The sequence below is a fragment of the Psychromonas sp. Urea-02u-13 genome (assembly GCF_002835995.1).
Taxonomy (GTDB): Bacteria; Pseudomonadota; Gammaproteobacteria; order Enterobacterales; family Psychromonadaceae; genus Psychromonas.
In genome coordinates this window covers 37519-59427 of sequence record NZ_PJBZ01000044.1, presented here as the reverse complement: position 1 = coordinate 59427, position 21909 = coordinate 37519, and the positions used below count along the sequence as shown (strand labels likewise).

Annotated in this window: 26 protein-coding genes; all 26 read right to left on the bottom strand. The window is 38.8% G+C overall.

The window, feature by feature from the left end:
• Window positions 1-6 precede the first annotated feature (6 nt).
• A complete protein-coding gene (pyrF, locus tag CXF74_RS06050) occupies window positions 7-708 on the bottom strand; it encodes an orotidine-5'-phosphate decarboxylase (protein WP_101081517.1) in 702 nt (233 codons plus the stop codon).
• Window positions 709-834: 126 nt separating this feature from the next.
• The gene (gene lapB, locus CXF74_RS06045; RefSeq protein WP_101081516.1) at window positions 835-1998 is read right to left on the bottom strand and encodes a lipopolysaccharide assembly protein LapB; all 1164 of its coding nucleotides are present in this window, start codon (window positions 1996-1998) and stop codon (window positions 835-837) included.
• A gap of 6 nt (window positions 1999-2004) precedes the next feature.
• A complete protein-coding gene (locus CXF74_RS06040) occupies window positions 2005-2292 on the bottom strand; it encodes a LapA family protein (protein ID WP_101081515.1) in 288 nt (95 codons plus the stop codon).
• 139 nt (window positions 2293-2431) lie between these two features.
• Entirely contained in the window at window positions 2432-2719 is a 288-nt protein-coding gene (locus tag CXF74_RS06035) for an integration host factor subunit beta (RefSeq protein WP_101081514.1), read from the bottom strand.
• An 81-nt stretch (window positions 2720-2800) separates the two neighbouring features.
• Window positions 2801-4471, bottom strand: a complete 1671-nt coding sequence (gene rpsA, locus CXF74_RS06030; RefSeq protein WP_101081513.1) for a 30S ribosomal protein S1 — start codon at window positions 4469-4471, stop codon at window positions 2801-2803.
• Between the two features lie 104 nt (window positions 4472-4575).
• Entirely contained in the window at window positions 4576-5253 is a 678-nt protein-coding gene (cmk, locus tag CXF74_RS06025; protein WP_101081512.1) for a (d)CMP kinase, read from the bottom strand.
• 30 nt (window positions 5254-5283) lie between these two features.
• Complete coding sequence (locus CXF74_RS06020; RefSeq protein ID WP_101081511.1) at window positions 5284-6072, bottom strand: MlaA family lipoprotein; 789 nt, start codon at window positions 6070-6072, stop codon at window positions 5284-5286.
• 19 nt (window positions 6073-6091) lie between these two features.
• Complete coding sequence (gene ccmI, locus CXF74_RS06015) at window positions 6092-7399, bottom strand: c-type cytochrome biogenesis protein CcmI (protein ID WP_101081510.1); 1308 nt, start codon at window positions 7397-7399, stop codon at window positions 6092-6094.
• Entirely contained in the window at window positions 7399-7866 is a 468-nt protein-coding gene (locus CXF74_RS06010; RefSeq protein WP_101081509.1) for a cytochrome c-type biogenesis protein, read from the bottom strand. The genes ccmI and CXF74_RS06010 overlap by 1 nt, the downstream gene beginning before the upstream one ends.
• A gap of 1 nt (window position 7867) precedes the next feature.
• On the bottom strand, window positions 7868-8404 hold the full coding sequence (locus CXF74_RS06005) for a DsbE family thiol:disulfide interchange protein (RefSeq protein WP_101081508.1): 537 nt from the start codon (window positions 8402-8404) through the stop codon (window positions 7868-7870).
• A gap of 1 nt (window position 8405) precedes the next feature.
• The gene (locus tag CXF74_RS06000; protein ID WP_101081507.1) at window positions 8406-10358 is read right to left on the bottom strand and encodes a heme lyase CcmF/NrfE family subunit; all 1953 of its coding nucleotides are present in this window, start codon (window positions 10356-10358) and stop codon (window positions 8406-8408) included.
• A gap of 11 nt (window positions 10359-10369) precedes the next feature.
• Window positions 10370-10837, bottom strand: a complete 468-nt coding sequence (gene ccmE, locus CXF74_RS05995; protein WP_101081506.1) for a cytochrome c maturation protein CcmE — start codon at window positions 10835-10837, stop codon at window positions 10370-10372.
• Complete coding sequence (gene ccmD, locus CXF74_RS05990) at window positions 10834-11040, bottom strand: heme exporter protein CcmD (RefSeq protein ID WP_101081505.1); 207 nt, start codon at window positions 11038-11040, stop codon at window positions 10834-10836. Before ccmD ends, ccmE begins: the two co-directional genes overlap by 4 nt.
• A gap of 1 nt (window position 11041) precedes the next feature.
• Window positions 11042-11794, bottom strand: coding sequence for a heme ABC transporter permease (locus CXF74_RS05985; protein WP_101081504.1), 753 nt, complete (start codon window positions 11792-11794; stop codon window positions 11042-11044).
• A 50-nt stretch (window positions 11795-11844) separates the two neighbouring features.
• Entirely contained in the window at window positions 11845-12513 is a 669-nt protein-coding gene (gene ccmB, locus CXF74_RS05980) for a heme exporter protein CcmB (RefSeq protein WP_101081503.1), read from the bottom strand.
• Window positions 12506-13141, bottom strand: coding sequence for a cytochrome c biogenesis heme-transporting ATPase CcmA (gene ccmA / locus CXF74_RS05975; RefSeq protein WP_101081502.1), 636 nt, complete (start codon window positions 13139-13141; stop codon window positions 12506-12508). The genes ccmB and ccmA overlap by 8 nt, the downstream gene beginning before the upstream one ends.
• 98 nt (window positions 13142-13239) lie before the next feature.
• Window positions 13240-13632, bottom strand: coding sequence for a DUF2802 domain-containing protein (locus CXF74_RS05970; RefSeq protein ID WP_101081501.1), 393 nt, complete (start codon window positions 13630-13632; stop codon window positions 13240-13242).
• A 12-nt stretch (window positions 13633-13644) separates the two neighbouring features.
• Window positions 13645-14133: a chemotaxis protein CheW gene (locus CXF74_RS05965; RefSeq protein ID WP_101081500.1), complete on the bottom strand. Its 489-nt coding sequence runs from the start codon at window positions 14131-14133 to the stop codon at window positions 13645-13647.
• Between the two features lie 67 nt (window positions 14134-14200).
• A complete protein-coding gene (locus CXF74_RS05960; RefSeq protein WP_101081499.1) occupies window positions 14201-14854 on the bottom strand; it encodes a chemotaxis protein CheW in 654 nt (217 codons plus the stop codon).
• On the bottom strand, window positions 14855-15628 hold the full coding sequence (locus CXF74_RS05955; protein WP_101081498.1) for a ParA family protein: 774 nt from the start codon (window positions 15626-15628) through the stop codon (window positions 14855-14857).
• Between the two features lie 2 nt (window positions 15629-15630).
• Complete coding sequence (locus CXF74_RS05950) at window positions 15631-16578, bottom strand: flagellar motor protein MotB (RefSeq protein WP_101081497.1); 948 nt, start codon at window positions 16576-16578, stop codon at window positions 15631-15633.
• Window positions 16578-17336 carry a flagellar motor protein gene (locus tag CXF74_RS05945; protein WP_101081496.1) on the bottom strand — a complete coding sequence of 253 codons (759 nt, stop codon included), beginning with the start codon at window positions 17334-17336 and terminating at the stop codon, window positions 16578-16580. Before CXF74_RS05945 ends, CXF74_RS05950 begins: the two co-directional genes overlap by 1 nt.
• Complete coding sequence (locus tag CXF74_RS05940; protein ID WP_101081495.1) at window positions 17329-18510, bottom strand: protein-glutamate methylesterase/protein-glutamine glutaminase; 1182 nt, start codon at window positions 18508-18510, stop codon at window positions 17329-17331. Before CXF74_RS05940 ends, CXF74_RS05945 begins: the two co-directional genes overlap by 8 nt.
• Before the next feature lie 12 nt (window positions 18511-18522).
• Window positions 18523-20712 carry a chemotaxis protein CheA gene (locus CXF74_RS05935; protein WP_101081494.1) on the bottom strand — a complete coding sequence of 730 codons (2190 nt, stop codon included), beginning with the start codon at window positions 20710-20712 and terminating at the stop codon, window positions 18523-18525.
• A gap of 10 nt (window positions 20713-20722) precedes the next feature.
• Window positions 20723-21478, bottom strand: coding sequence for a protein phosphatase CheZ (locus CXF74_RS05930; RefSeq protein ID WP_101081493.1), 756 nt, complete (start codon window positions 21476-21478; stop codon window positions 20723-20725).
• 11 nt (window positions 21479-21489) lie between these two features.
• Window positions 21490-21873: a chemotaxis response regulator CheY gene (gene cheY, locus CXF74_RS05925; RefSeq protein WP_101081492.1), complete on the bottom strand. Its 384-nt coding sequence runs from the start codon at window positions 21871-21873 to the stop codon at window positions 21490-21492.
• Between the last annotated feature and the right edge of the window lie 36 nt (window positions 21874-21909).

Below are 21909 nucleotides of genomic sequence, written 5' to 3'. Positions count from 1 at the left end.
CCAGCTTTATAGCGTTGCATTAATTTCTGTTAAAACTTGTGCCGGATTTCCAGCCTGAGTAATTGGGCGTCCAATGACTAAATAGTCAGAACCAGAGTCCATTGCCTGCTTAGGCGTTTTAATACGGCGCTGATCACCTGATTCACTTCCCTCAGGGCGAATACCTGGTGTCACTAATTTAAACTCTTTACCTAACAATGCTTTTAATTCGGTTGCTTCATGCGATGAACAAACAACACCATCAAGTCCCGATGATTTAGTTAGAATAGCCAGTCGTTTCACCTGCTCAAGAGGTGATAGTTCAATGCCAAGCTCTAACAAGTCGCTTTCATCCATACTCGTTAATACCGTCACAGCGATTAATAGTGGTGCTTTATCGCCATAAGGTTCAAGAATAGCTTTGGCCGCTTCCATCATACGTCGACCACCACTGGCGTGTACGTTAACCATCCACACACCAAGATCCGCAGCCGCTTTGACAGCTTTAGCCACAGTATTTGGAATATCATGGAATTTAAGGTCTAAGAACACATCAAAATCTTTCGCTACAATTTGTTTTACAAAATCAGGACCAAAATGGGTAAACATCTCTTTGCCAATTTTAAGACGGCAAGTTGAAGGATCAAGTTGCTCGATAAAATCTAATGCGCTTTGCTTGTTATCGTAATCTAATGCGATCACTACTTTTGGATCGAAAATCTGTTTCATTGTTTTCTTCTTTTATAATGCAGGACTAAAGTCCCACTTCTAATTTATATAATAATTGCATGGAGCTAAGTTATTTGAAGCTGGGTCTTAGCTAATAACTGACAGCTGATAGCTAACTGCTTTCTTTTATTCCCCATCCAGGCCTCGAATAGGTTTTATTCTTCCCCAAGTCTTACAAGAGGGGCATAACCAGTATAATTTATTACTTGAGTAACCACATTTTTGACAGCGATACTGCGGGCGTAACTTTATTTGTTCTGCGACTAATTTCTGTAAAAAGGATAAACTTTCTACTTCACTGGCGGCTTCAGAAAGCGTTAAGTGGTAAGTCATCAGCTGATTAAAACCTTTCATCGTTGGATTACGACGTAATTCTTGAAGCATAAATGCTTGTGCTTTTTCTACGCTACGAAACTCTGCAATTAACTTTGAAAGCAGTATCACACTGCTTGCCCCCGCTCCTAGGCTAATAATGCGATAAAGGTAGTTAATGAGCTCTTCTTCACTGCCTAACTGCTGATGTAATATTAATAGCCTTTCTAATACGACTTCACTAAAGTCGATATCAACATCTGGAATACTTTCTAATATTAATAGGGCTTTATCTATTTTATTAACTCGCTGGTAATAATCACTCAAAGCCAAACTTGCTTTTATACAAGCAGGGAAAGTAATCAGTGCTTTTTTATATAATTTTACTTGCAGCTTTTCATCGTCTTCGTCAGCCGCCAAACTGCAATATAAATAAGAAAGCGTACGACGCTTAACTTTACCATTGCCAATTCGGTTTAGCATTTCAGTAACACTAACAGCTTCTTGCCAATCTTTTAATTGCTGATAAATTTTTAGCAGGTTCTCTAATGCCACTTGTTTATATTCAGGAGAATCTTTCAGTTGTATAAAAATTTCTTCACTGCGATCAAATAAGCCTGCTTGATAAAAATCTCTGCCTAATTGTAACAAGGCTAAATCACGTTGCTCACGCGTTAATGAAGGGCGTGCAATTAAGTTTTGATGGATACGAATAGAGCGCTCAACTTCACCACGTTGGCGAAATAGATTACCTAAAGCAAGATGCGTTTCAATAGTTTCATTATCAACTTCTAATAGCGCGATAAAATGATCCACGGCTTTATCTGGCTGATCACTTAATAGGAAGTTAAGTCCTTTGACATAATCTCGACTGAGCTTATTTTCTTTTTTTTGTTTCTTTTGGTGAACACTGCGCACACCCATGTACCAACCATAAAAGGCAGCAACAGGTAACAGGAGGAAGAAGATCTCTTGCACTAGAGGTTAATCTTTTTCTGAATTTGTACGTAAAAGGTTTAATGCTTTACGTTGTTTTTTATTTAACTTACGAAGGTGGCGATTTTTCATGGTTAAACGAAGATAAAAAAGGGTGCCAAAACACGCTGAAATAATAAAGCCAAACATGAAATTGATCGCAAGAAGCGTAGAAAGGCGAACTTCACTTTGTGCCAACAGATAATTGATATTAACTGCTTGTTGATTTTTCAAACCTAAAACAATCGCAATGGCGAATAGTAAAACGATAAGTACCAATGTGAGAAAACGTTTCATATTTTATGCTCTTAACACGTGAATGGTTTACTCAGTGTATTATAAATTGCCTTGGGAATAAATCTGCGATTTAACTTTTGGTAAAAATTAGGCAAAAAAAATGGTGCTTTAAAAGCACCATTTTTATTTGGTTCATGCATTAAGCATTAACGGCATTAACTCGCTCTCTCAACTCTTTGCCTGGTTTAAAGTGCGGTACATGCTTACCACCTAATTCGACCTTATCTCCTGTTTTAGGATTACGTCCGATACGTGGAGCGCGATAATGTAGTGAAAAACTACCAAAACCTCTTACCTCAATTCGCTCGCCTTTGGCCAGTGAATCAGTCATCAGTTGCAGTGTCTCTTTTACACTATCTTCAACCTCTTTAATCGACAATTGAAAGTGCTTGCTGGTTAGTCTTTCAATTAAATCAGACTTAGTCATATTTTACCTCATTTTAAATTAATGAATGCAGTAAGCAGACTCCAGTTAATTTGGCAGGTAAAAAGATACCTGCCTAATTAATTATTTGCCTTTAGCTGCATTGAATGCGTCAAGCATTGCATTACCCATGCTTGCTTCATCTTGTTCTTTCAAGCTATCGATTGCTTCTTTCTCGTCAGCTTCATCTTTCGCTTTGATAGAAAGGCTAATTACGCGGTTTTTACGATCAACACCAACGAATTTAGCTTCAACAGGTTCGCCAACTTTAAGTACAGTAGATGCATCTTCGATACGGTCACGTGAAATATCAGCAACACGAATGTAACCTTCAACGCTATCAGCAAGAGCTACAATTGCGCCTTTTGCATCAGATTCTAAGATAGTACCGTTAACAATAGTACCTTTCTTATTTTCTGCTAGGTAATTGTTGAACGGGTCAGCAGCAATTTGCTTGATACCTAGAGAGATACGTTCACGCTCTGGGTCAACTTGTAATACAACAGCTTCGATTTCGTCGCCTTTTTTGTATTCAAGAACTGCTTTCTCGCCTTCAACATCCCAGCTGATATCAGAAAGATGTACTAGACCATCGATGTTACCGTCAAGACCGATGAAGATACCAAAGTCAGTAATAGACTTGATTTTACCAGAAACTTTCTGGCCTTTATCGTGTGTTGAAGAGAACTCTTCCCATGGGTTAGCTTTACATTGCTTAAGACCTAGAGAGATACGACGACGTTCTTCATCGATATCTAGAACCATTACTTCAGCCATGTCACCTAAGTTAACAACTTTAGATGGGTGGATGTTTTTGTTAGTCCAATCCATTTCAGAAACGTGAACAAGACCTTCAACGCCTTCTTCAATTTCTACGAAACAACCGTAATCAGTTAAGTTAGTTACTTTACCAGTTAAACGAGTTGATTCAGGGTAACGCTTAGCGATTGCTACCCATGGATCTTCACCAAGTTGCTTAAGACCTAGAGAAACACGAGTGCGCTCACGATCGTACTTAAGAACTTTAACGTTGATTTCATCACCAACATTTACGATTTCACTTGGGTGCTTAACACGCTTCCAAGCCATATCTGTAATATGTAATAGACCGTCAACACCACCTAGATCTACGAATGCGCCGTAGTCAGTTAGGTTTTTAACGATACCTTTAACGTCTTGACCTTCTTGAAGGTTCTCAAGTAGCTCTTCACGTTCAGCACTGTTTTCAGTTTCGATAACAGCACGACGAGATACAACAACGTTGTTACGTTTTTGATCAAGTTTGATCACTTTGAATTCAATGTCTTTGTTTTCAAGGTGAGCAGTGTCACGTACAGGTCGTACGTCAACTAATGAGCCAGGTAGGAAAGCACGGATACCGTTTAATTCAACAGTGAAACCACCTTTAACTTTACCGTTGATAACACCGATAACAGTTTCTTGGTCTTCGTATGCTTTCTCAAGCTGGATCCAAGCTTCGTGACGTTTCGCTTTTTCACGAGAAAGTTTAGTTTCACCGAAACCGTCCTCTACCGCGTCTAACGCTACATCTACAACATCGCCAACAACAACTTCGATTTCGCCAGCAGCGTTCTTAAATTCAGCAACGTCGATAGCAGCTTCAGATTTAAGACCAGCATCAACGAATACTAGGTTGTTACGGATTCCAACAATTGTACCTTTAACAATTGTTCCAGGGCGAGTTTCTACCTGTTGAAGAGATTCTTCAAATAGTTCAGCAAAAGATTCCATCATCTATTTATTCACACTTATTTTATACAACCCATCACAATCCATTCGCGAGGGAGGCAAGAAAAATTATCATTTCATCCATAAAACGATATATAAAAAGCAGTAAATTATTTTACTGCCAATTTGAGTTTAAGCTTTACTAAATCAAGGACTTGAGCAACAACTTCATCAATACTTAATGAGGTTGAGTCTATCTCAATAGCATCACTCGCTGGCTTTAAAGGCGCAACAGTGCGATTTCTATCTCGATAATCACGTTCTTTGATTTCGCTTAAAATTTGCGCGATACTAACATCAAAGCCTTTATTTTGCAACTGATTAAAACGGCGCTGGGCACGCTCTTCGGCACTTGCGTCTAAAAATATTTTAACCGGCGCTTCAGGGAAAACAACCGTTCCCATGTCGCGGCCATCGGCAATTAGACCCGGCGCTTGATAAAAGGCCTTTTGTCGAGCCAGTAACGCATCACGTACCACTTGAATAGAAGCCACCTTAGAAGCGGCTTCTGCAACGACCTCTGTGCGCAATTTATCACCGACGTTTTCGCCATCAAGTACCGTATCAACACCAACACCGTTAGAAACGAATGCAACCTGCAGATTAAGTGCCTGTGCCGTTAATGTTTTTGCATCATCTAAAGCAATATTTTTTTGTAGGGCAGCAAAAGCTAAAATGCGATATAACGCGCCACTATCTAATAAGTTCCAGCCTAATTTACTCGCTAAAATATGACACACAGTGCCCTTGCCTGAGCCGCTTGGGCCATCAATTGTGATTATGTTCATAATACTCTGTAATCCTCTACCTTTAACTGCCTAGTCGATCTCGTCCATAAATGCGTCGAGATCTTGTTGTTCTTCAAATGATTTTTGTTGCTCTTTCTCTTCCATCAGCAAGTTTATATCTTCACTATTTTGATAAAATTTGAAAGCTTCATATTGTATATAAGCTTCTTTTGCAAAGATGTATGGATCAAGCGCTTGCTCTAATAGCACTTCTTGCCCTAATACACTTTCGCGTTTATCTAAACCATCTAAGCCCCACAATGTACCACTTTGCCAGAAACTTAAATAACTCATAGGAAAATAGAGTCCATCGACAAAACTTCCGACTAACTTTCTTGTACTTCTAGGCCCTAACACCGGCACCATCAGATAAGGGCCATGTGGTACATACCATCGCCCAAGCACATTACTAAACGTTTCTCTTCGACGTGGCACGCCACCTTTTTCAGCCAAATCGAAAAAACCTAATAACCCAAAAGTAGAGTTAACGGAAAAACGTAATAAAGCGTCTGCAGCATGTTTCAATTCAAGTTGTATGAGATTGTTAATTATCGTTGAAGGTTCTTCAAAATTTAAAACAAAGTTATTTATCGCTTTTCGACCGCCATCAGGCACCCATTCAACATAGGTTTCGGTGGTTGGTTTATAGATATAAGCATCCAGATAAAGGTAGTTAAAATCCCAGATCACACGGTTAATCGGTTCAATAGGATCACTCATATGAGTTTGATGCTCATAATCGCCATTCACTGTTTGTGCAGAAACTATTATGGGCATGTTAATGAAACAGACCCATAATAGTTGAACTCCTTTTCTCATTCTTAAACTCTCTTTTAAATTAAAGTTGCTCAGTAATCATAATATTTACAGGTGATTTTTGTCCTGCTTTAATGACGTTACTAACACCTTGCCAATCACCTTCTTTATTCATTACATCGCCACTTTTAGAAAGTCGCGCTTTAATGACAAACTCACTATGATCACTTAACTTCATGCCTTGCATCATTGCATTAGCATCTGAAATTTGAGTACTTAGAGGCAATGTAGTCAGTGCTAATTTAATCGCTGCAATTGGCATTTTAGGACCCGAAACGGCTTGAGCATAAACAATAATAAAACCAGAATCAGGTACAACAACATGATCTGCTACTGATATATTCACACTATAGATAGGCGCACCCACTGCATCTACTCCAGCCGCTTCACTTTCAATATTTTGTGAAGTTTTAGTTGCCACTTTTTCTTCAACAATAGGCGCTGTCACTGGTTGCCCTTGTATCTGTTTTTCAGCGTAACGAATACTATCGCGTAACATACCCGCTTGTTCAGTATTTGTATCAACCAATGTGAGCATCTGTTTCCAGCGTTTAATGGCAGCTGCAAAGTCTTGTCTTTCCAATGCCATAAATGCATACATTGACCAAGCTTGTAATTCAGTCGGCGCATCAATAAGCAGTTGCTCTAACATAAATTCAGCTTGTTGCTGAGAATATTCATCACCTTTCTGCATTTTTAATTGTGCAAAAACAAGACGAATATCAACAGAACTTGGTTTCAGTTGATAAGCTTTTTTTATCGCATCTAACGCAAGCTCACTGTCTTTAAAGACTAGGCCTAAACGGCTATATAACAACCAACCATCTGCATCACTCGGATCGTTTGCAAGCTGTGTACGTAAACCGAGCATAATGTCTTTTAATTCTTGCTCCGTAGGACGGCTTTCGCTATTGTTAAAAAGTTTCTCTTGTAGTGCTGGGTAACGTTGCAACGAATTTTCCCAGTCGTTTACTTCTTGATAAGCGCCAACAGACCAATACATCGCAACAGAGCCAAAGGTCAACAGTAACAATCCAGGTAACCATAGCCATTTATTTTTATTATTCGTTGCGACTATTGTTTCATCGTTAATATCATCGAGTAAATTATGTTGTAATTCAGACACAATTTTATCTTTATCTATTAATAGCCCTTGATTGTCATCCTGCTCAAGCTCATTAATGCGCACATCGTAAAGCGCACGGTTAAGTTGATTTCGGTTGTTATCACTATTTTGATCGCGTTTTTTAGTCGCTAAAAAGGGTATTACAAATACTGCAGATGCAATAATAAGTAACAAAATGGCGCCTAGCCAAAATTGTATAATCATTATTTAGTTTCCTGTTTTAGAATTTTCTTCAAACGTATTGCTTCGTTACTATCCAACTCATCTTCTTTTCTATTTTTGTTTTTTGCTTGTTTATAGAGCACCAAAAATCCAAACAGAATAAACAGTAGTGGCCCTAACCATAGAAAGATAGTTGCCGGCGTGATCGGCGGATCATAACGTACAAAGTTACCAAATCTTGCCACCATGTAATCCACGACCTCGTCTTGTGTTTTTCCTTCTTTCACAAGCTCATAGGTTTTATTACGTAGATCCTTAGCAAGTTCAGCATTAGAGTCTGAAATATTTTGATTTTGACATTTAGGGCAACGCAATACTTTGGTTAAGTCATGAAAAACCTGTTCCTGCTCGATACTTTCAAATTCAAAAGTATCGATTGCACTGGCAGCAAAGGTAGCAGAACTAAAAACACTCAAAAATAAACATAATGTTAACGTCAGATTTCTCATCTTATTGCATCCCATTATATAATTCGGCAAGTTCATCTTCCCAGATACGCGCATTCAAATCACCCACATGACGATATTGAATAATGCCTTTACTGTCGATAAAGAATGTTTCAGGTGCACCATAAACCCCTAAATCCATGCCTAACATACCGTCTTTATCAAAGAGGCTAATTTTGTAAGGATCTTTAAGATCGGTTAACCAACGAATTGCCTTTTTACGTTCATCTTTATAGTTCATACCAACAATGTAAATATCTTGGCCTGCAAGTTGGTTAAGAAACTTATGTTCTGCATAACAAGTTGGGCACCAAGTAGCCCAAACATTAAGCAACATTTTTTTACCTTTAAAAATCGAGGCATCATATTGCTTATTTTCATCGTAAATATCTTGCAAGGTAAACTCAGGAACAGGCTGACCAATTAATGCTGAATCAAGTTTTCTAGGGTCTGTATACAATCCTTTAAAAAGGAAAAAACAGACAACCAAGAAAAGTAACAATGGGACAGATAATGCAATTATCTTGCGTGTATTCGCCATATTATGCTTCCTCTTCATCAGATTTTTTTACACGGTAGCGCCTGTCTAACATCATTAAGATACCCGCAAAACCCATCATTAATGGACCAAACCAGATCCAACGAATGAATGGTTTGTAATAAATACGTACCGCCCATGCGCCATCAGGTAACATTTCACCCATTGCAATATATAAGTCGCGTGTTACGCCAGCATTAATAGCGGCTTCCGTCATTGGCATACGTTGAACCGTGTAAATGCGCTTTTCGGGCTTCATTGTTGCAACGTATTGATCATCTTTTTTGATGGTGAATACACCAACTGATCCGGTGTAATTTTTACCCTGTAGATCATTTACGGCATCAAAATGGAAGTCGTAATGTTCAAAAGCGATATGATCACCCACTGCTAATTTCACGTCTCGTTCAATCGAGTAATTTTGAGTCATGGTAATACCGATGATCATCACCGCAAAACCTGCATGCCCAATACTCATTGCCCAGTGGCTATAACCTAATTTAGTTAAACCCGTAAACAAAGAGAAACGATGTGTAGCACGTAAACATAACTCATAACAAGTCGTGCTAAGTACCCAAAATCCTAAGAACACGCCCATTAATGCAAGCCACGTAAAGTGCGATGCAAAGCTATATAGGAAAATAAGTGTAATAGCGGTACTAATAAATAAAGAATGTAAAAGCGGTTTAAATAGCTCTTTAATATTTTGTCGCTTCCAACGCACCAAAGGTGCAACACCTAAAAACAAGGCAAAAGGAACCACTAGAATACTGAACATACTATTAAAGAAAGGTTCGCCAATCGAGATACTGCCTAGACCAATTTCTTTATGTACAAGCGGTAATAACGTGCCCAATAACACAACGATTAAAGCGGCAATCAATAAAATATTGTTTGTTAGCAACATGGTTTCACGCGAAAACAAACGGTAACGTCCACGACTTTTTACTTTTGGTGCTTGTACTGCGTACAGCAGTAACGAACCACCAATGATTAAAATCAAGAAAGCGAGAATAAATAAACCACGTGCCGGGTCGCTTGCAAAGGCATGCACCGAAACAAGGATCCCTGAACGTACTAAAAAGGTACCTAATAAACTCAGTGAAAATGCGCTAATTGCCAGTAATACTGTCCACGATTTAAAGACACCACGTTTCTCACTTACTGCTAATGAATGGATCAAAGCAGTACCTGCAATCCAAGGCATAAATGAAGCATTTTCTACTGGATCCCAGAACCACCAACCGCCCCAGCCAAGTTCATAATAAGCCCACCAACTGCCTAGCGCGATACCAACAGTTAGAAAGACCCAAGCAGCCATTGTCCAAGGACGAGACCATTTAGCCCAGGCACTGTCTAAGCGCCCTTCCATTAAGGCAGCAATAGCAAATGCAAATGCAACTGAAAATCCAACGTAACCCATGTACAACATAGGCGGATGCAAAATAAGTCCGATATCCTGTAATAATGGGTTTAAATCTCGTCCATCAACAGGGAAATAAGGCAAGGTGCGTAAAAATGGATTAGAGGTTAATAATACAAATAAATAGAAACCAAGAGACAATAATCCTAAAACAGCAAGCACACGAGCGATCGACTCAATCGGCAAACGTTTACTCATCACTGCAACTGCCGTGCTCCATAAAGAAAGCAACAACACCCACAATAGCAAGGAGCCTTCATGCGCTCCCCATACTGCTGATAAACGGTAATACCAAGGTAATGCACTATTTGAATTCGTAGCAATATAGGTAACTGTAAAATCATTCACTAAGAACAGATAACTTAAAATAGCGAACGACACCGCAACAAAAAAGAATTGCAAAATCGTTAGAATTTTAGCGGACTCGATAGCATTCTGCTGTCGAGCATAGATACCATATAATGGATAGACGGTTTGTAGCAGTGACAACATACACGCAATAACCAGTGCAAATTGACCAATTTCAGCAAGCATTAACTCTTCCTCTACTTCTTATCTGTTTTTAAATGATCCATACCTTCCAGCGCTTCCGCAACTTCAGGTGGCATATATTCTTCATCATGTTTGGCAAGTACTTCGAAGGCATTTACCTGTGTTGCATTTAATAACTCGCCTTGAGCAACAATACCCTGACCTTCACGAAATAGATCTGGCAAAATACCGGTAAAGAAAACAGTGACGATCCCGCCTCCATTATCAATAAGATCAAAGCTCACTTTCAAGCTTTCTGGGTCACGTTTCACAGAGCCATTAAGCACCATGCCACCAATACGTAGTCTTTGTCCAACTTCAGGTTTAATACCCGTTTCTTTTTTACCTTCGATGATTTCCGTTGGTGTATAAAAAAGATCGATATTCTGCTGCAAAGCAAATAATACTAAACCGACTGCAAGCGATAAACCCACTACCAGTGCTGACGTGATCAATAAACGTTTTTTACGTCTCGGATTCATAATGTACCTTCCATATCTTTGGCTTTTTTAATACGTTGTTCACGCGCTAAGCGCTGTTCAACATTTTTTAATATTTTATTTTTTTTAGTAATACTATTAACAATTAATATGCCGAGTGCTAGAAACGTTAAACCGTAGGACAACCATACGTAAAATCCGTAGCCTCCCATCGCAAAAAAGTCAGCGAATGAATCGAATGCCATATTATTTACCCCCTTCTAATTTCTCTGTCACTAATGCACTAACCCAAGGTCGATGACTTTCGCGTGCCAGTATTTCATTTCTAAAACGTAGTAAGCTGAGCGCACCAAGGAAAGTGGCAAAACCAATAATCATTATAATTAATGGCCACAACATCTCAGGGGCCATCGAAGGTTTATCAAATTTCATCAGTGTTGCGCCCTGATGTAGGGTATTCCACCACACAACAGAATAGTGAATGATCGGTAAATTAATCACCCCTACTAACGTTAAAATAGACGCTGCACGCCCTGCTAATACTTTGTCAGAAAAGGCATTGTATAGGGCAATAATACCTAAATAAACAAACAGAAGAATCAATTCAGAAGTTAAACGTGCATCCCAGACCCACCAAGCGCCCCACATAGGTTTTCCCCAAGCAGCGCCAGTCACTAATGCGATAAATGTAAACACAGCGCCAACAGGTGCAATGGCAGCAATATTCATTTCAGCTAAACGAATTTGCCAAACCAGTGCAATAAAAGCAGCAATCGCCATCGTTGAGTAGGCGGCCATCGCCATCATAGCGGCTGGTACATGAATATAGATAATTCGGAAGCTATCTCCCTGCTGATAATCCGCAGGTGCAAACAATAATCCCCAGACAAGTCCGACAACAAAAGTAATCACGGTTGCAACAACAAACCAAGGTAATAATTTCCCCGCTAACTGATAACTTTTTTCAGGTTTTGCGTAGGGATGTAACCATTTCCACATAATAAAATAACTCTCTCTAAATTAAAAAAAGATTAATAATGACTAAAAAATCAACTCACACTGACACGTAAAGAAGCAGCGATTGCAAAAGGCGCAAGTGTAATAGCACCAACTAACATAGCGCCTAATAAAGCTAATAAGCCAAGGTAAGATTGGCCATAAGCGGCGGCATCAATAGCCAGCGTTGAAAATATTAAAATAGGAATACTAAGGGGCAACATAATCAAGCTCAGTAAAATACCTCCTTTACGCAAACCGACGGTCAATGCGACACCAATTGCACCTAGCAAACTTAATATTGGCGTACCGATTAAGAGTGTTAGAAACAAGGCAGAATACGTATTTATATCCATTGCTAAAAAGATCGCTAATAATGGAGAAACAAACAGAATAGGCAAGCCTGTTAATAACCAATGTGCAAATACTTTTGCACTCACAAGCCAAGCTAAAGAGTGTGGCATTAACATCAGTTGTTCAAGCGAGCCGTCTATAAAGTCATCTTTAAAAAGGCGCTCAAATGAAAGTAATGCAGCCAGTAAGGCGGCCACCCAGATAACCCCAGGTGCAATGCGAGCAAGTAATGCTGGATCAGTACCAATACCAAGCGGAAAAAGTGTCACCACAATAATAAAAAACCATACCGGATTTAAAATATCACTTTGGCTGCGAAAAGCGCCTTTTAACTCTTTATTTACAACTTGAAAAAAAACATTAAACATAAAAATCATCCTCTATTTTTTGTAGAGTGATCTTAGTCAGTAGTTGTTTATCAATGGAGAGATCTTGATGTGTGGTGAGTAATACAATGCCACCTTGTTGGGCATGTTCTATAAACAACTGCTCTAATACCTTAACACCTGATTTATCGATGGCGGTAAAGGGTTCATCTAACACCCATAATAAGCAATCATTTAACCATAATCGTGCTAATGCAACACGGCGTTGTTGGCCCGCAGAAAGTTGTGCAGTAACAACATCTTCGTATCCCGCGAGGCCTACTTTAGCAAGAACTTGCCAAAGGTCTATACCAGGATGACTTGGTTGTAATTTCTGAAAAAATTGAAGGTTTTCAAAGGCAGTGAGTTCAGGTTTGATACCTGTTTTATGGCCTAGATAAAGTAAATTTTGATAATAGTTTTCACGATCGTTTAAAATCGAAGTGCCTTGCCAATTTACATTGCCTGCATAGGGTATTGATAAACCTACAATTAATCGAAAGAGGCTAGTCTTGCCAACACCATTAGGGCCTTCAACTTGCACTATTTCACCGGGTTTAATAGTAAAATCAAGATCTTTAAATAAGATCCTGTCCTCACGGACACAGGTTAGTTTTTCACAGTGAAGCATTAGACAACCTAATAAAAAGAATCATAAAATGGGCATAATAAGACACATCATCCTAACTTATCTAAATTAATAAAGATAGGATGTTGCTAGATGGGGGATTATTTCTTGTGTAAATTAAGCAGTAGTTCAGCTTCAGCACGAGGCAACTCACACTCAGACATCAACTCATCAATAGTAGCGCCAAGTTCAACCATTTTAACCGCACGCGTATAAAGGCGGTTTTCGGGAGCTTGCGCCACTAAGTTTTGCTGGTTTTCTTGCGTTTTTTTAATCAGAGACTCTAAATGCTGAATCTTTTTTCCCATTCCTATACTGCCAGAATACAATTCAACAAACTGTTGCTTAAATTGGTTATTACTTTCTAATAGTGACTTTACGAGCAACTCTAAAGCGTGATTTTTTTTAGCTTGTTTTTGAATTAAAAGATAACTAATAATAAAAAAAACAAAGGCTAACACTAAGGTTAGCCAAGGGAGGTATTGTAAGTACATTATTCACTCAATTTATAGGAGGCTTAATTCATCCCATTCATCTTCACTGAGTAACTTGTTTAAATCAACTAAAATAAGTAAACCATCGTCTCTATTAGTGACACCTTGTATAAATTGTGAACTTTCTTCCGTTCCAACATGCGGTGCAACTTCCATCTCTGATTTTTTCAGGTAAACCACTTCCGCAACACTATCAACTAAAATACCGATCACTTGCTTTTCAGCTTCGATGATAACAATACGGCTATTATCAGTAATATCTGCAGGCATTAAACCAAAGCGAGAACGGGTATCAATGACAGTCACGACATTACCACGTAAATTAATAATACCTAATACGTAATCAGGTGCTCCTGGTACGGCAGCAATTTCGCTATAACGCAGAATTTCTTGAACCTGCATTACATTAATTCCGTAGGTTTCATTTTCTAACTGAAAGGTAACCCGTTGGAATACTTCGTCGTCTGAACCACTTTCTGATTTATTGCTATCTCTATTCATAATATTCTCTATCCGATTTATTACATTAATAAATTTATTTTAGTTCTTAACTGTAATTTTTCCAGTTCTAATGCCCATGAATATTCATTCCGCTATTCAATAGTTTAACTAATTCTTCGGCATGTATTAAAGCACACATCTTTTCCTTCACCATACCCGCCAGCCAAGGGTGCTTTCCTTCACTCTCTCGCCATTTAACTTGTGAGTGAGTTAACATCTCAGTGCCTAATAATTTTTCACAAGAAAGGCCCCACTTCGTAGCCCCCAATATAATATAATGGCTATAAGTTAATGTTTCAGAAGATTGACCTGTGTTAATCCATTTAGCGGTATCAACAATATTAAACAGCGAGTCGTTGTGTGTCATTACACCAGAAAACCAAGGTGGCTTACCAAACAAAGAATTCATCGAGTCATCCAGATGATGAATACCACCTAAATCCGTCAATGGCACTGCAAATGTCAGCCCTGACAATTCAAAGAATAACACTTGAAACTCTTTTTCAGTGCTAATGTTTTTCCAGCTAGCTTCTGTTTTTTGTGGCTCAATAGCTTGTTCAACGGAAGTTTCAACTTCAGAAAAAACTAAGTTTTCAGGTAAAGAAGAAACATTAACTGTTATTGATTCTTCTGGTGTTTCAACCATCACCTGCGTAGAAGGTTTCTCATTTAACATCGAGTTAAAATAACTCGCCATCGCTTCATCGTTATGGTTCTTCATTTAATAGGGCTCTATTTGTAACAGGTGGTTAAGCAATGTTTCATAGGCAAAAGCACCACGACAATTGTGCGAATAAAGAGAAACAGGCAAATGTTTTAAACTTGCATCTCTAAACTTAGTATCAATAGGAATAACACCGCTCCAAACATTACTTGCGTAAGTTGCTTTTAAATCACTTAATGTATTTAGTGATGCGCGTGTTCGTTTATCGAACATGGTAGGAATAATACAGTAGTTAAAGTTGGAGTCGCGAGATTTTTGCATTATTTGTAATGTTTTCACCATACGCTCTAATCCCTTTGAAGCAAGGAATTCAGTTTGTACGGGCACTAAAATCTTATCACAAGCAGCTAATGCATTCACCATCATCACCCCTAATACAGGCGGACAATCAATCAGAACAACGTCGTAATCATCTTCGATAAGCATTAATTGTTTTTTTAGAAACAGTCCCATGCCCTCTTTATCACCTAACACACGATCTAATGTTGCGAGCGCCATTGAAGCAGGAATAAGCGATAAATTATCTATTTCTGTGGGTAAAATAACCTGTTCTAGTTGTGCTTTGTTTTGTGCCGGTTCTTGAAAAAGATCATATAGGCTGACAGGTAAATGATCAGAGTCATATTGCAAGTAACTCGTTAATGACGCATGAGGGTCCGTATCAATTAATAATACACGAAAGCCACGTTCAACTAACAAACCGCCTAATGATATCACTGTGGTTGTTTTGCCAACGCCACCTTTCTGATTTGCTACAGTCCAAACTAACAACGTTATTCCTGCCTTGTGGTTATAATTAATCGATTATTAGGTAAGTAGACTTCACGCATGGTTTCGCTATCTTGATTCGATAGTCCAATCTGCTTTGCCTTGCTACTTGATATTAATTTATTTTCCGATAAATCACTATTTTTCTCAACTGTTACCACTGCATATTTAGAGATCGCGATAACAACCCGACGACTTTTTAGAGAATCAACACGGTTATTTTCATTTAATACAGGAGAAAATCGTCCATAAGCTTCTACGACCATCCTGTCTCCCGTTATTCCTTGTCTATTTAAAGCATGTAAAACGCTAAAAGCACGCATTCCTGAAAGCTCCCAATTAGAACGATAAATCTCATTTTGGATCGTTTCTTGATCACTATAACCGCGAATACGTAATAAATTATTAACCGGTATCAACACTTTAGATATTTTTTTTACAACATCTCCAGCTGAATTTAATAATGTATGACTGCCTCCTGAAAATAAAATGTCACCTCCCATCTCAAGCGTTAACCAGTCTCCATTGAGATCTAATTCAACACTTTGATTTTTTAATTCGGAAGTAAATAGCTTTTCTAAGGCGAGTTTTATTTTACTTAAATCTTTTCCTGACTTTAAGGTTTCAATTTCAGAAAGTTCATCATTAGCCTGGACTTGTGTTGGCAAAGCATTAGAAACCAAAACAACACCAGCATCTTCAACAATACTATTGCTAGTATGGGTTAAAACCCCTTCTCTATTTGATGTAAATACAGACTGATTAAGCAATTTACTTGCGTTCTGAATGCTAACCATGACTTCTTTATATTGTTCTTTGTCATTCACAGAAACAGCGTATAAAACCACAAAAACAGCAAACATCAGGGTCATAAAATCAGCAAAAGAAACAGTCCAGCGATGTAGGTCATTGCCTTTATGCATCTGCATGCGTGAACGAGGGCGGACACGCATTAATAAGAAGCTCTATCGATATAACCATTCAAACGACGTTCAAGTAATAAGCCATTATCACCATGTGCAATCGCAAGCAAACCGATTAATGTCATCTCTTTATAGAGCGCAATAAATTGATAGCGTAAGCGAATTTTATTCGCAATAGGTAAATAGATAAAATTTGCGAAACCAACACCATAAATTGTTGCTAAAAAAGCAACCGCAATACCTTCACCTAATTTATCGGGTTGATCAAGATAAGTCATTGCTTGTATTAATCCAAGCACTGCACCAATGATTCCAATCGTTGGGCTATAACCCCCCATTGACTCATAAAGTTGTGCACTACGCTCTTGGTGTTCACTATCTAAGTCGATATCTTGCTGCAATATCTCCTGTAGTGCCATTTGTTCGCAGCCATCAATTAGCATCGAAAGCCCCTTTTTAGTGAAGGGATCTAATTGACGATCTTCTTGGTTTTCTTTCTCTAAACTTAATAAGCCATGCTGGCGTGATTTTTGAGACCATTTTTGAATTTTTTTTGATTGCAGCGGGAGAGAGTGTGTAGGAGAGGTAAAAATAAGTGGTAATAAACTTAATGCGTGTTTCAGTTGTTTACTTGATGTTTGCACTAAAATGGCACCAAAAGTGCCACCAAATACAATCAAAAAAGCGGGGAGATCAAACAACCCCGAAATTGATGAACCATGATAACTTTGCGCAAATAAGATACTAGAAATAATAACAACAAAGCCAGATAGTCCTAGTTTATTCATGCTTCAGTTCCACGAGAATACGTTTGGCAACTTGATCTAACGGTAGCGATTCAGTCGCAATTCCCGCTTTAGTAACCGCCTGTGGCATTCCATATACAACACAGCTTTCTTCATCTTGTGCCCATATTTCAGCACCTTTTTCTTTTAACATACGTGCGCCATCACGGCCATCCGCTCCCATACCCGTCAAGACAACAGCGAGCACTTTTTTTCCATATAATTTAGAAAGAGATGCAAATGTGATATCAACACTTGGCTTGTAATTAAGCTTTTCACTGCCTTCATGAATACGTATTTTTCCATGTCCGGCACGCCCATCTAATAACATCTGTTTACCACCAGGAGCAAGATAAGCACAACCAGGTTTTAAGATATCACCATCGCTTGCTTCTTTTACACTGATTTTGCATAACCCATTTAATCGGTCAGCAAATGCTTTAGTAAAAGTACCAGGCATATGTTGAATCAATAAAATAGGTAATTTGAAATTAGCAGGAAACGCAGCTAGCACTTTTTGCAATGCAACAGGTCCGCCCGTTGATGTTCCAATTGCTAATACATCATAACCCTTACCTGATGCTTTAAAGCGTTTATTAGCAATAGGAGAAGCGACGATAGGCTGCTTTATTGGAGCACTTGCAGTGGTCGGAGCTATGCCCCGTGCACTCGGTGCTAAATTGTTTTGATTAAGCTTTTGTAAAGCACTTAAAGCAGGCTTCACAGCTGTAACAGGTGGCGCTTTACTTGCTGTTGCAGTAGTAGCGACACGCGAAACACGTCGAGATGCAATCGCTTGTATACGTTGTTGCAATAACTTAATTGCTTCTTCTTTATCGCGTGCTATATCTTCAAATTTTTTAGGTAAAAAGTCACATGCCCCTGCTTCTAAAGCATCTAATGTTGCACTCGCCCCTTGGTGAGTAAGTGAAGAAAACATTAATATCGGCAATGGAGTCACTGCCATAATTTTCTTCACTGCAGTAATGCCATCCATTACAGGCATCTCAATATCCATCGTCACAACATCAGGCTTTAACTTGGCAACCATATCGATCGCTTCTTGACCGTTATTTGCAGTACCAATGACTTCTAATGCTGGCGACGCGTTGATAATTTCACTAACTCGACGGCGGAAAAAACTCGAATCATCAACAACTAATACTTTAATCGCCATATTATTTCCTATTTATGCGTAATGTTTTAATAAACTTGGTAAATCAAGAATCAATGCAATACCACCATCACTAGTGATCGTTGCTCCAGCCATCCCAGGAGTTCCTGAAAGTAGCTTATCAAGCGCTTTAATAACAACCTCTTCCTGTCCTAATAAAGCATCAACAACAAAAGCTACCTGTTGTACGCCTAATTGAACAATAACTACATGACCAACACCTTTACCTTTTTCAACAGAAGGTTTATTCGGTGCTAACCAGTCGCTGAGGTAAAACAAAGGTATTGCTTTATCACGAATAACAATGGTTAATTGGTTATTGACGATATTTGTTTTTGCCAAATCAAGATGGAAAATTTCATTAACGTTCGTTAGTGGCAATGCAAATGTTTGCTCAGAAACGACAATCATCAGTGTTGGCAAAATAGCTAATGTTAACGGTACTTTTATCTCTAAACGTGTTCCTTTCCCAAGTTGCGAATCTATAGAAATTGTGCCGTTTAGTTTAGTAATACCTGTTTTTACAACATCCATGCCGACACCACGACCGGATATATCTGAAATTTCTACTTTGGTAGAAAAACCAGGAGCAAAAATAAGCGAGTAAGCCTCTCTATCAGACATGCGGTCTGCACCGTCTTGATCTAAAATGCCTTTGTCTATTGCGATGCTTTTTAGTTTTTCAGCATCCATACCTGCACCATCATCTTCGATGACCAGTAGAATATGGTCACCTTCTTGAGAAGCGGCAAGTAATATCACGCCTTCTTTATCTTTTCCTGATTGCATACGTACATTAGGCATCTCGATACCGTGATCTACCGAATTTCGGACTAAATGCACTAAAGGATCCGCTAATGCCTCAACCAAGTTCTTATCTAAATCCGTTTCCTCTCCAACGAGGTCAAGACGAATATCTTTACCCAGTGTTCGTGCTAAATCGCGAACGACACGTGGAAACTTACCAAATACTTTCTTAATAGGCTGCATACGTGTTTTCATAACAGAGCCTTGCAAGTCTCCAGTTACGATATCTAAATTTGCAACCGCTCTAGATATTTCTTCATCTTCAGAGGTTGTTTCAAGACTAACAAGACGATTTCGAACTAATACTAATTCGCCGACCATATTCATAATTTCATCTAGAATGGCGGTATCAACACGTACTGTTGGCTCTGCTTTAGCAACGGGAGCTTTCGGTGCTGCTTTAGCGACAGGCGCCTTAACTGGTTTTGGTACTACTTTAGCAGGTGCAGCAGGCGCAATAACGGCTTTAACAGGTTCTGCTTTAGGCGTCGGAGCAACCGCGACAGGTTGCGGAGAAATTGCTTCCGGTACAATACCCGTTTGCGCACTTTTTCCTGAACCATGTAATTCATCTAATAATGATTCAAACTCATCATCAGTAATTTCATCGCCACTTTGCACAATAATAGGCTTAGCTTCACTTTCAGCAACACTACTGTGTGCGCCTTTACCATGTAATTCATCTAATAATGATTCAAATTCATCATCACCAATCTCATCGATCGTTGTAGATGCTGTAGGAGCAACATTAGTCGCTTCTGGTGTGGCATGTTTACCCGAACCATGCAGTTCATCTAATAAGGATTCAAACTCATCTTCACTGATTTCTGCATTTTCAGTGCTTGCCGGTTTTGCTTCAATACTTGATCCTGATTGAGCATGCAACTCATCTAAAAGCGCATCAAATTCAAAATCATCAATCGTATCGCTACCACTATCGCTGACAACTTCAACAGCGACTTCTGCCACTGGCTCCGCAACCACTTCAGGTGTAGCAACGTCTTCAGATTCAGGTCGGCTTAAGCGATGTAATTCAGAAACGATATTTTCAGGCGCGGGCACTGCAACAGTACCATCTTGTACCGATTGAAACTGATCATTGATCACATCCAGTGCAGCTAAAATAGTATCCATTAATGATGAGCTAACACTACGATTATTTTGGCGTAAGCAATCAAATACATTTTCAGCACCGTGACATGTTTCAACCAATTCAGTCAGTGATAAAAATCCAGCACCACCTTTTACAGTATGGAAACCACGGAAAATGGCATTGAGCAACTCCGTATCATTAGGGTTATTCTCTAGCTCAACTAGCTGTTCTGACAACAACTCTAAAATTTCTCCTGCTTCGACTAAAAAGTCCTGCAAAATCTCTTCATCTACTTCAAATGTCATTTCCGTTTCCTTAAAATCCTAAGCTAGAAAGTAAATCATCAACATCATCTTGCCCATTTACCACATCATCACGTTCTTCTGCATTCATGATAGGACCTTCAGCTTCAATATCTTTCTGTATAACGTCAGTTTCTTCTTTCTGTTCAGGCTTATTATCATTAGCACTACAAACTGTTAAAATAACAACTAATTTAGATTCAATCTCTTGTACTAAATCGATCACACGTCTGATCATTTGTCCGGTTAAATCTTGAAAGTCTTGTGCCATTAAAATATCAGTTAGCGAAGCACGGAGGTCTATAGCACTTACCGATGAGTTTTCAATTAAGCTATTAACTTGATGACAAAGTGTTTTAAAATCAGCTAATGCAAGATCTCTATTCATCAACCCTTGCCAGCTCGGTTTAACTGCATCAAGTTCTTCAATTAATTTATCCGCTATAGGCAAACAATTATCAACGGCGTCCATTGTTTTATTGGCAGCCTTATCAGTCATTTCTATAACGTAATTTAAGCGGTCTTTGGCGTCAGGGATATCTTGACCCGCCATATCAATCAATCGAGTATCATTTTGAAAGCTGACTAATGCGTCATGTAACTCACGCGTTAACTCACCCACTTTATCAAATACTTGACCATCTCCAGATGGAGTTTCAGTTGCGCTGACTATTAAGTCGTTTGCTTCACTTATCTCATTGGCTTCCAAGTGAGCAACTAACGCTTTAGCTTGAGCTATTGAGAGGAGAGGCACTATTTCATCGGCCATATGGTTCCCCTTTAGCCTAAACGTTCAAATACTTTATCTAATTTTTCTTTTAATGTTCCCGCAGTAAACGGCTTAACGATATAACCATTAACACCAGCCTGTGCGGCTTCGATAATCTGCTCTCGTTTTGCTTCTGCAGTTACCATTAAAACAGGAAGATGTTTTAATTTAGGGTCTTTTCTGATCTCTTTTAATAGATCAATCCCTTGCATAATAGGCATATTCCAATCCGTTACAACGAACTCAAAACTGCCATCTTTCAGCATCGGCAAGGCAGTACTACCATCATCCGCTTCAAAGGTATTTGTAAAACCAAGATCTCTTAATAAGTTCTTGATTATTCTTCTCATTGTTGAAAAATCATCAACAATTAACACTTTCATATTTCTATCCAAAACATTCCCCTAACTAAAAACTTAACTTTGTTTTTA